Genomic DNA, 14,734 nt, shown 5'->3' on the forward strand with positions numbered 1-14,734 from the left:
CGCCTTCAATCCTCATCGATCAGGATCCGTGCGGCAGCGCCTTCGCTGTCGTCGAACTGCCCATCCCGCAGCGCCCAGAAGAAGGCGGCGAGGCCGAGCAGGCCGAGGAACAGGGCGATCGGGATCAGCATGCCTAGGCCGGTCATTGCGCGGCTCTCCTCAAACGCAGGGCGTTGGCGATGACGATCAGCGAGGATGTGGACATGGCGATCGCAGCGACGAGCGGCGTGACCTTGCCCGCCACCGCCAGCGGGACAGCCAGCACATTATAGCCGATCGCGAGGGCGAAATTCTGCTTCACGACGCTGATCGTCCGGCGGGCGGCGCGGAGGGTCATGGCCACCGGCGCGAGCCTGTCGCCAAGGAACACCGCGTCGGCGGTCAGCTGGCTCGCGTCACTGGCGGAGGCTGGGGCCATGCTTGCATGACCCGCCGCAAGCGCCGGACCGTCATTCAGCCCGTCGCCGACCATCAGCACCTTTTCGCCGCGCGCGTGCAGCCGCCCGATCAGCGCCAGCTTGTCCGCCGGGCGCAAATGCCCGATTGCGGTGGTGCCGGTCGCGCGGGCGATCTCCTCCAGCGCTTCGGTGCGGTCGCCGCTTGCGATCAGCGTCTGGAGCCCCATCGTGCGGAGCGCAGCCAGCGTGTCCGCGGCATCAGGGCGCAGTGCATCGCTGAAGCGGAGCAGCGTTGAATGCTTGCCGCGCCGATATTCACTCGCAAGGCCAAAGAGGCTGACGATGCTGCACGGCCGGGCCAGCGCCACGGGAAGCCCTTCATGCTCGGCGAACATGCCCTCACCCGGAACTTCGCGGATGTGATCAAGGGCGGCAGGAGTCACTTGCCGGCTTTCCAGTTCCAGCCTGAGCGCGCTGCTCAAGGGATGGCGGGACGCCCGCGCCAGCGCCAGCAGGATCGCCTGATCCTCTCGCCCCAACCGGTCGATCCCCTGCGGCACCGGGCGGCCAAGCGTCAGCGTGCCGGTCTTGTCGAACAGCGCCTCGCTGACCTCAGCCAGCCGTTCCAGAGCGGACCCGTCCTTCACCAGCACGCCCCGGCGCATCAGCGCGCCGCATGCGACGATCTGCGCAGCAGGCACCGCGAGGCCGAGCGCGCAGGGGCAGGTGATGAGCAGCACGGCGACGGCGATCAGCAGCGCTTGGTGCGCGCCTGCGCCTGCGATCATCCAGCCTGCAAAGGATAGCGCGGCGAGGAGGTGGACGCAGGGCGCATAATAGCGCGCGGCCCGGTCGGCGATCCGGACATAGCGCGACTTGCCCTGCCCCGCCTCCTCCATCAGCCGCGCGATGTCGGCGATGACCGTGTCAGCCCCGGCGGCGGTCACTTCGACGGTGATCGGGCCCTCGATGTTCATCGCCCCGGCCTGCACGGCATCGCCCGGCCGGACGCGGACAGGCGCGCTCTCGCCGGTCAGGAAAGCGAGATCGATCCCGCTTTCGCCCTCGGTGACGTGGCCATCCGCCGCCAACCTTTCGCCCGCCGCGACCAGCATACGCATGCCGGGGCGCAGCGCGCTGGCTGCCATCCATTGGCTGCGGCCGCGTTCGGTGAGGACCAACGCGCCGGGCGCGGTCTGCTTGAGCAAAGCCGTGACGCCCGCACGCGCCCGTCCGCGCATCATGCTGTCGAGGCAGCGCCCCGCCAGCAGGAAGAAAAGCAGCATCACCGCGCCGTCGAACCAGGCATGTGGGCCGCCGCTGATGGTTTCGAACAGGCTCATGGCCGTGGTCAGCAGCACGCCGATGCTGATCGGGACGTCCATGTTCGTACGCCCCTGCCGCAAGGCCGCCCAGGCGGAACGGAAGAAGGGCTGGCCCGCATAGGCGACGGTCGGCAGCGCTATCAGTGCGGAGAGCCAGTGGAACATGGTCCGCGTCGCCCCTTCCGCGCCCGACCAGATCGACACCGACAGCAGCATGATATTCATCGCGGCAAAGCCCGCGACGGCCAGCGCACGCACCAGCGCCCTGCTCTCTGCCGCCGCGACGTCCTGACCGGGATCGGCCAGCGGTTCCGCATCGAAGCCGAGCGCGACGATGGCGGCCTTCAGATCCGGCGGAGTAAGCGCAGGATCATGGCTGATCGCGACCCGCTTGGCGCTCATATTGACGCGCGCCGACAGGATGCCGGGATTGAGCGGCAGTCCCTTTTCGATCTTCGACAAGCATCCGGCGCAATGGATGCCGGGCACCGCGAACAGGCTTTCCTTCGCCTCCGCGGGCGCTTGTTCGAGCAGGACGGGTTGGGTAGCCATCAATCGATCTCCCGCAGCAGATGTTCCTCGCCGCCGCCGTGGCGAATGTCGAAGTGCAATTGCCACCGCCCGGCGGGCAGTGCCCGGTCGCTCACATACTGGCCGGGCGCAGCCTCATGCAGACGCAGCGCGATTGCGGGCGCCCGCCCCAGCGGATGCACCGCTACCGCGCCTATCCGCGCACCTTCGACATTCAGCGTCAGGCGGACATGGCGGGCGGGATCGAGGGTCACTTCGTCCCGCCAGCCAAGCTTTTCCTGCGCGCGGGCCTGCGCCAGCCAGCCATTGAACTTCTGGCTGGCGACGTAGCTGTTTTCGACCACAACTCCGCCGAAGGAGCGGACGGCGATGGTCGCCATCAGCATGTTGACGGCGATTACCACGGCGAACCCCGTCACCAGGATCGCGGTCATGTGCCAGCCGGTGAAGGGACGAGCGTGCTTCATGTTCAGGGCCTTTCAAATCGGGCAGGTTCGCTGCCGCTGCCGCCTTCACGATCGAGGGCGCGCACGGTGAAGGCGAAGTCCTGCCGCGCCGGACCAGCCGAAGGGAGAGCGAGGAAAACCCGCAGCTTCGCGACGCTGTCAGCGGGGACGGTGGTGCGGAGGGCGGCGCTCGCCTGCTCGCGCGATCCGGTGGCGGACCACATTTGCGCGCCGTGCAGGCCGGTCACGCTCACCTCCATGGCGCGCGGGCGCGTCTCCATGTTGCGCAGCTTCACGGTATAGGCATTGCGGATCGCGCCGTCCGACAGGCGTACAAATAGGGGGTTGCGATCCTGCTGCGCGCTGATTTCCAGCCGGGTACGCGTGCCCAGCGTGAAGAGCATCGCCGCACCGATGCTTGTCCAGATCGTGAAATAGGCGATGGTGCGCGGGCGCAGCAGTGTCCTGAGCACCGGACGGGGCGGATCGCCCTTCTTTTCGGCGTCCGCATCATCCTGTGTGCAATAGTCGATCAACCCGCGCGGGCGGCCGACCTGCGCCATTACCTTGTCACAGGCGTCGATGCACAGGGCGCAGGTGATGCAGCCGATCTGGGGGCCTTCGCGAATGTCGATGCCGGTGGGGCAGACTGCGACGCATTGGTTGCAGTCGATGCAGTCGCCATAGTCGCCGGGATGCACCTGCGCTTTCTTCAGGCTACCGCGCGGCTCGCCGCGCCAGTCCTTGTAGGTGACGACCAGGGAATTTTCGTCCAGCATCGCGGTCTGGATGCGCGGCCAGGGGCACATGTAGATGCAGACCTGTTCCCGCATGAAGCCGCCAAGGATGAAGGTGGTGGCGGTCAACACACCCACTGTCGCATAAGCAACCGGCGCTGCCGTACCGCTCCAGAATTGCTGCTGCAGCGTCGGGGCGTCGGCGAAATAGAACATCCATGCGCCGCCGGTGATGAAGGCTATGGCCAGCCACACGGCCCATTTGAGCAGTCGCCGCGTTAACTTGGCGAGGCTCCATGGGGCCTTGGCGAGCCTGAGTTGCGCATTGCGGTCGCCGTCGATGAAGCGTTCGACATGCTGGTAGAGATCGGTCCACACCGTCTGCGGGCAGGCATAGCCGCACCAGGCGCGGCCCACGGCGGAGGTCACGAGGAACAACCCTATCCCCGCCATGATGAGCAACGCCGCCACATAGTAAAATTCATGCGGCCATATCTCGACCGAGAACATGTAGAAGCGGCGATGGGCGAGATCGACCAGCACCGCCTGATCGGGCGCATAAGGCCCCCTGTCCCAACGCAGCCAGGGCGTGACCCAGTAGATGGTGAGCGTCACCACCATGATCGCCCATTTCAGGCGGCGGTAGAAGCCATCAACGGCCTTGGGATAGACGCCCTTGCGTTTTTCATAGAGGGCGGGGGAGTTCGTGATCAGCATGCGCGCCTCCCCCAAATGGGCTCGCCTCCCGGCATCCAGGACTTGATCCGGGATCCCGCTCCTTCTCGGCGCGTAGGGCAAAAAGCAGCGGGACCCCGGATCAAGTCCGGGGTGACGATTGCTGCGCGGCTGCTATTGCGCGGCATTGCCGACAGCCTTCACCGGCCTAGCTTCACCCCCGCCAAGGCTATGCACATAGGCGGCCAGCATACGGATCGTCGCCTTGTCGAGCTTGTCGTCCCAGCGCGGCATCACGCCATGACGGCTGTTCCAGACGGTCTCATGGATCGTGTCCGCATCTCCGCCATAGAGCCAGATCGCGTCGGTCAGGTTCGGCGCACCGACCTGACGGCTGCCCTTCCCCGCAGGGCCGTGACAGACCGCGCAATTATCGGCGAAGACCTTCGCGCCTCGCTGGGCCGCTGCGTTTGCCTTTTCCTGACCGCTGATCACCCGCACATGCGCCACTACATCATCGACCTGATCGGCCGTCAGCAACTGGTCCTTGCCGAATGCGGGCATCATCGACTGACGGGTCGCCGCATGATCGGGGTTGCGGACGCCATCGGTGATCGTCTTTTCGATCGTGGGCAGATCACCGCCCCACAGCCAGTCGTCGTCGTTGAGGTTGGGATAGCCCTTCGACCCCGCCGCGCCCGATCCATGACACTGCACGCAATGCACCCGGAAAGCCGCGCGCCCGCCCTCTACCGCTGCCTGCATCAGCTGCGGCCGCATCGGCAGCACATCGATGGAGGTGTCGGCGATCGCCTGCCTGATGGGCGCGATCTGCTTTTCCCGCGCGGCCAGTTCCTTGTCGAGCGCGCCCCGGCTGGACCAGCCGAGCCAGCCGCCGGTCGCCCGGTGGATCATCGGCAGCGCCGGATAGGCGATCACATAACCGATCGCGAACAGGATCGTCGCGTAGAAGGTCCACAGCCACCAGCGGGGCAGCGGCGTGTCCAGTTCCTGGATACCGTCCCATTCATGATGCTTGATCTCTGTTCCGGTGGCGGCGTCGATCCGCTTTTCATCAGCCATGGTCGGCCTCCGAATGTTCAGTCTCGAAAATGGCGAGCGCGGCCTCCGCACTGCGCTCGCGCCCCTTTGGTAGGAAATGCCAGCCGGTCAGGACGGCATAGGTCAGCCCCATAAAGACCAGCCCCCAGCTGTCGGCGAAGTGCCGCAAGGCGTCGTAGTTCATCGTTCGACCTCCTGCGGCTTCGCGCTTTCCACATCGACCAGCGTGCCCAGCATCTGCAGATAGGCGACCAGCGCATCCATCTCCGTCACCTTGCCGGGGTCCCCATCGAAGTCGCGCACCTGCGCCTTGGGGTAGCGTTTGATTAGGTCCTTGGCGTCGGCATCGGGGTCGGCCTGCGCCTTCAGGTCGTCATTTGCCTTGGCGATATCGTCCTTGCTGTAGGGCACGCCTACGTCGGACAGGGCCGTCAGGTCCTTGCCCATGTCTCCGGATTTCAGCTCCCGCTCGGCGAGGAAGGCGTAGCCCGGCATGATCGATTCCGGCACCACGGCGCGCGGGTCCTTCAGATGCTGGACATGCCATTCGTCGGAATATTTGCCGCCCACCCGCGCCAAGTCCGGTCCCGTGCGCTTCGATCCCCATTGGAAGGGGTGGTCATACATGCTCTCGGCCGCCAGGCTGTAATGACCATAGCGTTCCGTTTCGTCACGAAAGGGCCGAATCATCTGGCTGTGGCAGTTATAGCAGCCTTCGCGGATGTAGATGTTGCGCCCCGCCAGCTCGAGCGGCGTGTAGGGGCGCATGCCTTCCACTTTCTCGATCGTGTTGTCGATCCAGAACAGCGGCGCGATTTCTACGATGCCGCCGATGGCGACTACGATCAGCGACGCGATGCCGAGCAGGGAGACATTGCGCTCCAGCTTGCCATGATCCCAGAACTTGCCCTTTGTCTTGCTTGTCATGTGTTTGTTTCCTCAAGCAGGCTGGGTCACAAGGGGACGATCCGCCACAGGATCGAACGCCGCATCGCTCATCGGCTTTTCCTGCCGCAGGGGGCTTCCCGCGATGGTCTTGCCGATGTTCCAGGCCATGATGATCGCCCCGGCAAGGTACATGAGGCCGCCCGCCGCGCGGATGACGTACATCGGGAACATGGCGCTCACGACTTCGGAGAAAGCATAGACGAGGTAGCCGTCGCTCCCATATTCGCGCCACATCAGTCCTTGCATGATGCCCGCCACCCACATCGATGAGGCGTAGAGGACGATGCCCAGCGTCGCGAGCCAGAAGTGCCAGTTGACCAGGCGCAAACTGTAAAGCCTCGCCCGCTTCCACAGTCTTGGCGTCAGATAATAAAGGCAGGCGAAAGTAATCAGGCCGTTCCAACCCAATGCACCACTATGCACATGGCCGATCGTCCAGTCAGTATAATGGCTAAGGCTGTTCACCGCCTTGATCGACATCATCGGCCCTTCGAAGGTGCTCATGCCGTAGAAGGCCAGCGCCATCACCATCATGCGGATGATCGGATCGGTGCGGATGCGGTCCCAGGCGCCGTTCAGCGTCATGAGGCCGTTGATCATTCCGCCCCAGCTCGGCATCCAGAGCATGACCGAAAAGACCATGCCCAGCGTCTGCGCCCAGTCGGGCAGCGCGGTATAATGCAGGTGGTGCGGACCCGCCCAAATATAGAGGAAGATCAGCGACCAGAAATGGATGATCGACAGGCGGTAACTATAGACCGGCCGTTCCGCCTGCTTGGGCACGAAATAATACATCATGGCCAGAAAGCCAGCGGTCAGGAAGAAACCAACTGCATTATGCCCGTACCACCACTGGGTCAGCGCATCTTGCACGCCCGCAAAAGCGCTGTAGCTCTTGGAGCCGAGCAAGCTGACCGGCATCGACAGGTTGTTGACGATATGCAGCATCGCGACCGTCAGGATGAAGCTGAGGTAGAACCAGTTCGCCACATAGATGTGCGGCTCGCTGCGGCGCAGAATGGTGCCGCCGAAAACGACCAGATAGGCGACCCAGACGATGGTCAGCCACAGGTCGACATACCATTCGGGTTCGGCATATTCCTTACCCTCGGTAATGCCCAGCACATAGCCGGTCGCCGCGAGGACGATGAACAGCTGATAGCCCCAGAACACAAAGCGCGCGAGCGAGGGGAAGGCAAGGCGCGCGCGACAGGTGCGCTGCACCACATAAAAGCTGGTGGCGATCAGCGCATTGCCGCCGAAAGCGAAGATGACCGCGGAGGTATGCAGAGGGCGCAGACGCCCGAAACTGGTATATTCAATGCCAAGATTGAGCGCGGGAAAGGCCAGCTGCAGCGCGATATAAAGCCCCGCAAGGAAACCCGCCAGGCCCCAGAAGACGGTCGCGATCACCCCCCAGCGGATCGGATCGTCATCATATTTCCCCTGATCTGCGGGCATCTTCAGCAGGCCGCGCGCGATACCCGCATAATCGGCCCCGCCGATCGTCACCACCGCCATCAACAGCGCCGCCGCGCAGGCGATGCCCATATGCACGGCAAAGCCGCCGTCCGCCGCCATCAGCGCCGCCAGAAAGGCCAGCAGCGCGAGCGTGAACCAGCCGCCCGTCTTCAACACCAATCGGTCCATTGGATTTCCCCGTTACTGCTCTGCGCGGCGTCTTCGTCCGGGCGCCGGCCCCGTGCATTGACCTCTGTCAAAGGCGGCGCAGCGGGTATGTAGGGGAATATCCGTAGGCGGGATGGCGCCTCGCCTCCTCCCTTGGACGGGAGGGGAAAGTGGCCGTCACGCCCCTTCGGCCATGCTTTCCAGTCGGTCGGCATCGCAAATGCGCACGCCCCGCCGTCCGGCGAGCGCGATGACGTTCATCCGCTTCATATCGCTGATCTGCCGCGACACGGTTTCGATGGTTAGGCCCAATATGTCCGCAATCTGCTGGCGCGAGAGTGGCAGGTCTATCACGCCGCTCCGGTCCGCGCGCAGACGCCTGCTCATGTCGAGCAGGAAAGAGGCGACCTTTTCGCGGGCATTCTTCCGGCCGAGCAGCAGCATCCAGGCCCGCGTCCGGTCAAGATCGTCCAGCGTCCGCTGGAGCAGCCGGTGCTCCAATTGCGGATGCTCGCGCGCGAAGCCGTCAAACGCGCCGCGGGGATAGAGGCAGAGCCGCGCATCCGTCAGCGCCGTTACGCTGTGCGGCGTGCGTGCTCCGAACGGGCGGCCGATGAAGTCGGACGCATAAACGACGCCGACGATCTGCTCACGCCCGTCGCCCGTTGACGTCGCCAGCTTCAGCGTGCCTTCGATCACATTGGCGACAACCATGCTGTCATCGCCCTCCCACATGACCGTCTGCCCGGCCTGCAGCGTCACTCGCCGCCCGATCCGGTTGAGGGCCGAGCGTTCCTGCGCATTGAGGTCTGCGCAAATCGCCTGGTCGCGCACTGCGCAGCGGTCGCAGTAGCCCGCACCGCAACCTCCGGCCGCTGGCGTCATCATCGCGGCCATCTCGGCATCCCGGGGCGCCCTTTGCGCCAGATCAAATTGCATATCCATGCCCGCTGCATGCCGCTGTGCGGGGTTCAGACCTATCCGTAATTGTGCGTAGGGGGACCAGTCCTGCAAGATTCCAGCCTCCGCTGGAATGGCTTGCCGATCTTCACTCCAATCCGGCGTGGAAGGCGATGCGCAGCGCTTCGGCGAGGCTTTTCACCTCCAGCTTCTGCATCAGGTTGGCCCGGTGGATTTCGACCGTGCGAGGGCTGATCCCCAGGTCATAGGCAATGGTCTTGTTGGGCAGACCTTCGACCAAGCCGTCCAGCACGTCGCGCTCGCGATCGGTCAATATGTTGAGCCTGGCCCTGGCGTCCTCCGCCCGCGCATTCGCGCCGCGATCGGCGGCCGAGAGCCGGCGAGCGGACTCGACGCATCCCAGCAGCGCCGCTTTCTCAAAGGGCTTTTCGATGAAGTCGCCCGCGCCTGCCTTCATCGCCGCGACCGCCATGTCGATGTCGCCATGGCCCGTCATGATGACGACCGGCAGCATGATGCCGCGCGCGCGGAGTTCGCGCTGCACCTCCAGCCCATCGACGTCGGGCATGCGCACGTCCAGCAGCACGCAGCCCGGCGGCAGATCCGCCGCCTCCTTCAGGAAGGCCGTCCCGCCATCGAACAGGCGCACGGCATAGCCGCTGGTCTTCAGCATGAAGGACAGCGACCGCCGGATCGCTTCGTCATCATCGACGACATAGATGGGGAAGGGTTCGCTCATGCTTCAGTCCGCGCGGTCCAGGGTGAAGTGAAAGGCCGTGCCGCCCCATTGCGACGGCTGCGCCCAGATGCGTCCGCCATGCCCTTCGACAATGGTCTGGCTGATCGACAGGCCGACGCCCATGCCGGACGCCTTGGTGGTGGTGAAGGGAGTGAAGAGCGTGCGCGACATTTCCGGATCTAGACCCTTGCCGCTGTCGGCTACGATCACCTCGACCCGCCCGTCCTCGGCGGGGACGGCGGACAGGCGCAGGATACGCGCGGGGCTGCTCACCATCGCCTCAACCGCATTCTTGATGAGGTTGATGATCACCTGCTGCAACTGGACCCGGTTGACCAGCACATTATCAACGCGCCGATCGACGCTGATGTCCATGTCGATGCCCCGGCTGTCCATGCCGATGAAGGCCAGCGCTGCGCCTTCGGCCAGCAGCCCCCGCAGAGATTCGGGCTGGCGCATCGTTTCTCCGCGTTTGATGAACTCGCGCAGCGAGCGGATGATTTCGCCCGCACGCAAAGCCTGCGCGGCGCTTTCCGTCATCGCCTCCCGCAGCAATATTCGGTCCACGGGTCCGTCAGTGTCCAACAGGTCGCGTCCGGCCTCCATATAATTGGCGATCGCGGTCAGCGGCTGGTTCAATTCATGCGCCAGGGCGGAGGCGAGCGTGCCCATGGCCGTCACTCTGCTCGCATGCGCCAGCTCCGCCTGCAGGTCGGCGACGCGCCGTTCCGCCTGCTGCCTTTCGGTCAGGTCACGGATGAAGCCGGTGAACAGCCGCTGTCCCCGGTCATGCACCTCCCCCACCGACAATTCGATCGGAAAGGTCGAACCATCCCGCCGCCGGGCGCTGGTCAGGCGGCCAATGCCGATGATCCGCCTTTCGCCGGTCTTCAGATAATGATCGATATAACCGTCATGCCGTTCGCGGTCGGGCGAGGGCATCAGCATCGAGATATTCTCGCCCAGCACATCGCTTTCGGCATATTGGAACATGCGCTGCGCCGCGGCGCTGAACGATACGATGCGGCCGGCCATGTCGATGACGATCAGCGCGTCGGGCACCGTCGCCAGGATCGATCCCAGCAGCGCCTGCTCCAGACTATGCTCGCGCTCGCTCAAGCCGTCCGTGTCATTGTCGTCCGCCACCGCCATCCTGTCACAATGCCCCGTCTTCAATGCGCCAGCAAGACGGGCGCACGCGCTTTGCGCAGCATGGTGCGGGTCACGCCGCCGAACACGAACTGGCGCAAGCGGCTGTGGCCATAGGCGCCCATGACGATCCAGTCGGGCTTCAGCGTTTCGACGGCCGCCAGCAGCGCTTCCTCGACGGCGCGACCATCGCGCGGCCAGCTATGGACTTCCGCGCTGATGCCATGGCGAGCGAGATAGGCGGGCGCATCGGTCGGGGGAAAGCCGTTCTTGCCCACTTCCTCCACGGTCACGACATGCACATCCTGCGCCAGCTTCAGCAGCGGCACCGCGGCCCGCAGCGCGGCCGATGCTTCCTGCGATCCGTCCCAGGCTACCAACGCCCGCCCCGCCACCAGGAGCGATTTGGCCGATTGCGGCACGGCCATGACGGGCACCCGCCCTGACAGCGCCAGTTCGGCGGCGATGGGCAGCGGATCGTTGAGCGCCTTGCGCGCTCCTTCAGGCAGGGTCACGATGATGAGGTCGGACAGGGCCGATGCGGACAGCAGCCCGTGGACGATGTCGCCATCCATCTGCCGCCAGTCCCAGCTGACGCCTTCGCCGCGAAGCCGTGCCTCGGTACGGGTGCGCACGCGCTCGTCAATCTCGTGCAGTTCGTTGATCATGGCGGGCGCGAGCGCCCCGCCGCCATACATGTCGGCGGCAACCATGTCGGGCAACTGCGTCACCTGCACGCAATGAATATGAGCCCCGGTCGCGCGAGCGATGTCGAACGCCGCCTGCAACCGGCTTTCCGCGCCCAGGTCGTCATGGATGTGCAGCAGAACTGATTTCATCTCGCGTCTCCCGTCAAGAACCGCAACTTGTCCTTCCTGGGCTAGGATTTCGCCGACGCAGCCGCCATCCGGGATAGTCCTTATATCCTTTCGGCCCTGAAAACCCGATCTGGGTGGCATGACATGGACGACAATACGCCTTGAACTCGCGCGGACGCCCGCCTTTCCCAACGGGTCGGCGGCGCGCAGCTATGTGATGCGCCTGCCGCTGAACCGGGACGGGGTGATCGACGAGCAGGAATATCGCCATAAGCCCGAACTTGCGACCGTCCGTCGTTTCTGGCCCAACGAACCGGACCGGCATGGTTGCCTGCTGCGGACGCCGGATGGCTGGGCGCTGTCCTATGAACCGGGCGAGGAGGATGACGAAAATCTTTTCCGCCTGGACGCGCATGCCATTCAGCCCGGCAGCTATCTGACGCTAACCGAACCGGATGGCGAGCGCCTGCCCTTCGTGGTGAAGGCGCTCGCCGCGGCTTGAGCTTCTTTAGAACTTCATCCCCACGCCCACGCCAAAGACCAGCGGGTCAAGATGCACCCGTACCGTCTGCACACCCGCAGCGGTGGTCGAGAGCCGAGCGGTCGTGTCAATGTCGATATATTTGACGTCGAGGTTCAGGAAGACCCTGTCCGTCAAATCGATATCAGCGCCCGCCTGCGCCGCCCAGCCGAAGCTGTCCGACATATGCACCCTGGTCGCGCCGACCGCGCCTTCCAGCGCATTCGACGCCTTTTCATTGTAGAATAGCGTATAGTTGACCCCCGCCCCGACATAGGGCCGGAATTTGGCTTCGGGCAGGAAGTGATATTGCGCCGTCAGCGTCGGCGGCAGCACCCAGGTGGATGCAAGCCGGCCGATCGCCCCCGTCGTGCCGCTGCGTCCGCTGGCGCTATGCTTGGTGGTGGCGGCGATCAGTTCAAAGCCGATATGATCGGTCGCCATATAGGTCATATCGACCTCCGGCATTACGCTGTTATCGACCTTCACCTTTTCGCCGGAAAAGGCGGGCAGGACGCTGCCGCTGCGTTCATTGGACGCAACCATGATGCCGCGCAGCCGCACCAGCACATCGCCCTGCGCGGCCTGCGCGGGCGCCGCGATGGCCGCACAAGTCGCCGCCGCGCCGAGTAAAATCGTCTTGATGGTCATTGCTGAAGTCTCCGTCCCTGTTGTCGGTGACTTTGCTCTGCCGTCAGGCGAACGCGGCGGCATTGATCCGGCGCAAGCCGCAATTTGACCTTCCTCAATGCGGGGAGCGGCGGCCCATGCGATCCGCTTCCCTCATGTGGACCTATCATCCTGATCTGCTGGCCCAGCCAGTGCCGCGTTACACCAGCTATCCCACCGCCGCGCAGTTCACGGCCGATGTCGGCGCGAACGACCTCGCCGCCCGGCTGGACGCGGTGGAGGCGGACGCGCCCCTCTCCCTCTATGTCCACATTCCCTATTGCCACGACATATGCTGGTATTGCGGCTGCAATACGGGAGCGGCCAATCGCGTCCAGCGCCTGACCGCCTATGTCGAGGCGCTGGAGCGGGAGATCGCGCTGGTTGCAGGCCGCCTGAACGGGCGCGGACGGGTTGCGCGCATCGCCTTTGGCGGGGGTAGCCCCAATTCCCTGCCGCTCGTCGATTTCGTGCGCCTGCTTCAGCAATTGCTGCTCTGCTTCGACGCGCGCCATGCCGAGATATCAGTCGAACTCGACTCGCGCCGCCTGGACGCGAAGTGGATTTCCACCATGGCGGCCATGGGCGTCAGCCGCGTCAATCTGGGCGTACAGACCTTTACCCCCCATGTGCAGGCGGCGATCGGCCGCATACAGCCGCTCGACATGGTGGAGCGCGCTGCCGATCAGCTTCGGGCGGCGGGGATCGCGACGGGCTTCGACCTGATGTACGGCCTTCCTGGCCAGAGCCTCGACGACCTGACGGCCACGTTGGAGGTGAGCATCGCCATGCGGCCGGGGCGCATCGCCCTATTCGGCTATGCCCATATGCCGCAGCTCTTGCCGCGCCAACGCCGCATCGACGGCAGCAGCCTGCCCGATCTTGGCGAGCGTTTCGACATGACGGCGCAAGGTTATCGCCTGCTCACCGCCTCTGGCTATGACGCGATCGGTTTCGATCATTTCGCGCTGCCGCAGGACGGCCTCGCCATCGCTGCGCGGGAGGGACGGCTGCGGCGCAATTTCCAGGGGTTCACCGACGACCCCGCCGATATTCTGCTGGGGCTGGGCGCGAGCGCCATCAGCCAGTTTCCCGACCTTATCGTGCAGAATGAAAAACAGGCTGGGCCGTGGCGCATGCAGGTGGAGCGCGGCGCGCTTTCGGCCGCGCGCGGCACGTTCCGCACGCCCGACGACCGCCGCCGGGGCAGGATCATCGAGGCCATCCTCTGCCGCGGAGAAGCGCATGTCGGCGTGGGTCTGCCCATGCCCGATCTGTCGCGGTTTGAGCGGCTCGGCCTTGTCCGGTTGAGCGAAGGGCGCGTGCAGCTGACGCGCGACGCCCTGCCTTACGCCCGGAGCATCGCCGCTGCGTTCGACAGCTATCTGCAACCGGCGGAAAAGCGGTTCAGCCATGCGGTATAGCGCGCTTGGCCTTGCCAGCCTGGCCTTTGCAACGCTGGCCGCAGGCCAGATTCCGGACTTCGCCGAACGGTCGCCCTATTTCTGCGGTCAGGCACCTCCCGGCTGGACGCCGCCGGGGCGGCACAGGCCCACCCGGCCGGGCGACGAGCAACTGAGCTGTCACCTGCTGATGTGCGACCGGAACCGGGCGCGCGCAGGCAAGTGCCAAGTAAGCGAAGGACTATAACGGGATGAGCGCCGCCGCGTAGAGGCCCAGGCCGAACACCAGATGGCCAGCCAACTGTATGATGCGGACCCGATTGGCGTCGGGCCGCTTGGCGCTCGCGAAACCAGCGCCCATTGCGGGCGCCATGATGAACCAACCCGCAGTGATCGTCCCGATCCCGACGATCAGCGCTGGCAGGAGCGTAGGATCGCGGCCCCACTCGACACCCCAGATTGCGAGCAGCAGAGCGGCGTAAACGATGCCGATCAGATAATGGACGGTCCAGCCGACAAGGCTTTCCATGCGAAAGCTGCGCGCATCTCCGATATTGTCGTGAAGCGGCCTGCCGCGTGCAACATGGCAGAACCACCGACCGGCCAGTTTCCAGTTCGAACCGGGCAAGCCGAACAGGCGGACCAGAAGAAATCCCCAGACATCGTAGATGAGGGTCGCGCCGACGCCGATCACGAGACTTCTGAGGATAAATTCATTCATTCCGGCATATTCCGCAGCGGGGGTCAGGGGATTGGGGAGCCTT

The 14,734-nt window shown here is 64.8% G+C and carries 17 protein-coding genes; 3 read left to right on the top strand and 14 right to left on the bottom strand.

Annotated features, from left to right (window positions below; all coding sequences use genetic code 11):
- Positions 1-5: 5 nt before the first annotated feature.
- From ccoS to ACZ5Y5_RS17390, 12 genes are all read right to left on the bottom strand, one after another.
- Positions 6-146 (bottom strand): cbb3-type cytochrome oxidase assembly protein CcoS, encoded by a 141-nt coding sequence (gene ccoS / locus ACZ5Y5_RS17335; RefSeq protein ID WP_464810667.1) that lies wholly within the window; start codon positions 144-146, stop codon positions 6-8.
- On the bottom strand, positions 143-2,275 hold the full coding sequence (locus tag ACZ5Y5_RS17340; protein WP_464810668.1) for a heavy metal translocating P-type ATPase: 2,133 nt from the start codon (positions 2,273-2,275) through the stop codon (positions 143-145). The genes ccoS and ACZ5Y5_RS17340 overlap by 4 nt, the downstream gene beginning before the upstream one ends.
- Positions 2,275-2,721 carry a FixH family protein gene (locus tag ACZ5Y5_RS17345; RefSeq protein WP_464810669.1) on the bottom strand — a complete coding sequence of 149 codons (447 nt, stop codon included), beginning with the start codon at positions 2,719-2,721 and terminating at the stop codon, positions 2,275-2,277. The genes ACZ5Y5_RS17340 and ACZ5Y5_RS17345 overlap by 1 nt, the downstream gene beginning before the upstream one ends.
- Positions 2,722-2,723: 2 nt before the next feature.
- Positions 2,724-4,154 (bottom strand): cytochrome c oxidase accessory protein CcoG, encoded by a 1,431-nt coding sequence (gene ccoG, locus ACZ5Y5_RS17350; protein ID WP_464810670.1) that lies wholly within the window; start codon positions 4,152-4,154, stop codon positions 2,724-2,726.
- Between the two features lie 132 nt (positions 4,155-4,286).
- Positions 4,287-5,195, bottom strand: coding sequence for a cytochrome-c oxidase, cbb3-type subunit III (gene ccoP, locus ACZ5Y5_RS17355; RefSeq protein ID WP_464810671.1), 909 nt, complete (start codon positions 5,193-5,195; stop codon positions 4,287-4,289).
- Positions 5,188-5,358 (bottom strand): cbb3-type cytochrome c oxidase subunit 3, encoded by a 171-nt coding sequence (locus ACZ5Y5_RS17360; RefSeq protein WP_464810672.1) that lies wholly within the window; start codon positions 5,356-5,358, stop codon positions 5,188-5,190. Before ACZ5Y5_RS17360 ends, ccoP begins: the two co-directional genes overlap by 8 nt.
- Complete coding sequence (gene ccoO / locus ACZ5Y5_RS17365) at positions 5,355-6,101, bottom strand: cytochrome-c oxidase, cbb3-type subunit II (RefSeq protein ID WP_464810673.1); 747 nt, start codon at positions 6,099-6,101, stop codon at positions 5,355-5,357. Before ccoO ends, ACZ5Y5_RS17360 begins: the two co-directional genes overlap by 4 nt.
- A gap of 12 nt (positions 6,102-6,113) precedes the next feature.
- Positions 6,114-7,772: a cytochrome-c oxidase, cbb3-type subunit I gene (ccoN, locus tag ACZ5Y5_RS17370; RefSeq protein WP_464810674.1), complete on the bottom strand. Its 1,659-nt coding sequence runs from the start codon at positions 7,770-7,772 to the stop codon at positions 6,114-6,116.
- 156 nt (positions 7,773-7,928) lie between these two features.
- The gene (locus tag ACZ5Y5_RS17375; protein WP_464810675.1) at positions 7,929-8,696 is read right to left on the bottom strand and encodes a Crp/Fnr family transcriptional regulator; all 768 of its coding nucleotides are present in this window, start codon (positions 8,694-8,696) and stop codon (positions 7,929-7,931) included.
- Positions 8,697-8,799: 103 nt separating this feature from the next.
- A complete protein-coding gene (fixJ, locus tag ACZ5Y5_RS17380; protein ID WP_464810676.1) occupies positions 8,800-9,411 on the bottom strand; it encodes a response regulator FixJ in 612 nt (203 codons plus the stop codon).
- A 3-nt stretch (positions 9,412-9,414) separates the two neighbouring features.
- Complete coding sequence (locus tag ACZ5Y5_RS17385) at positions 9,415-10,563, bottom strand: sensor histidine kinase (protein ID WP_464811640.1); 1,149 nt, start codon at positions 10,561-10,563, stop codon at positions 9,415-9,417.
- Between the two features lie 20 nt (positions 10,564-10,583).
- Positions 10,584-11,399, bottom strand: coding sequence for a universal stress protein (locus tag ACZ5Y5_RS17390; RefSeq protein WP_464810677.1), 816 nt, complete (start codon positions 11,397-11,399; stop codon positions 10,584-10,586).
- 118 nt (positions 11,400-11,517) lie between these two features.
- Here ACZ5Y5_RS17390 and ACZ5Y5_RS17395 point away from each other — a divergent pair, with 118 nt between their 5' ends.
- Positions 11,518-11,880, top strand: a complete 363-nt coding sequence (locus ACZ5Y5_RS17395) for a hypothetical protein (protein ID WP_464810678.1) — start codon at positions 11,518-11,520, stop codon at positions 11,878-11,880.
- Between the two features lie 6 nt (positions 11,881-11,886).
- Here the strand turns inward: ACZ5Y5_RS17395 and ACZ5Y5_RS17400 are convergent, their stop codons facing one another.
- The gene (locus ACZ5Y5_RS17400; RefSeq protein WP_464810679.1) at positions 11,887-12,549 is read right to left on the bottom strand and encodes an OmpW/AlkL family protein; all 663 of its coding nucleotides are present in this window, start codon (positions 12,547-12,549) and stop codon (positions 11,887-11,889) included.
- Positions 12,550-12,683: 134 nt separating this feature from the next.
- Here ACZ5Y5_RS17400 and hemN point away from each other — a divergent pair, with 134 nt between their 5' ends.
- A complete protein-coding gene (gene hemN / locus ACZ5Y5_RS17405) occupies positions 12,684-13,991 on the top strand; it encodes an oxygen-independent coproporphyrinogen III oxidase (RefSeq protein ID WP_464811641.1) in 1,308 nt (435 codons plus the stop codon).
- Positions 13,981-14,217, top strand: coding sequence for a hypothetical protein (locus tag ACZ5Y5_RS17410; RefSeq protein ID WP_464810680.1), 237 nt, complete (start codon positions 13,981-13,983; stop codon positions 14,215-14,217). The genes hemN and ACZ5Y5_RS17410 overlap by 11 nt, the downstream gene beginning before the upstream one ends.
- Here ACZ5Y5_RS17410 and ACZ5Y5_RS17415 read toward each other — a convergent pair.
- Positions 14,212-14,691, bottom strand: a complete 480-nt coding sequence (locus ACZ5Y5_RS17415; RefSeq protein ID WP_464810681.1) for a DUF2938 domain-containing protein — start codon at positions 14,689-14,691, stop codon at positions 14,212-14,214. The two genes, ACZ5Y5_RS17410 and ACZ5Y5_RS17415, sit on opposite strands and share 6 nt — an antisense overlap.
- Between the last annotated feature and the right edge of the window lie 43 nt (positions 14,692-14,734).

Source organism: Sphingobium sp. TomTYG65 (assembly GCF_055395525.1).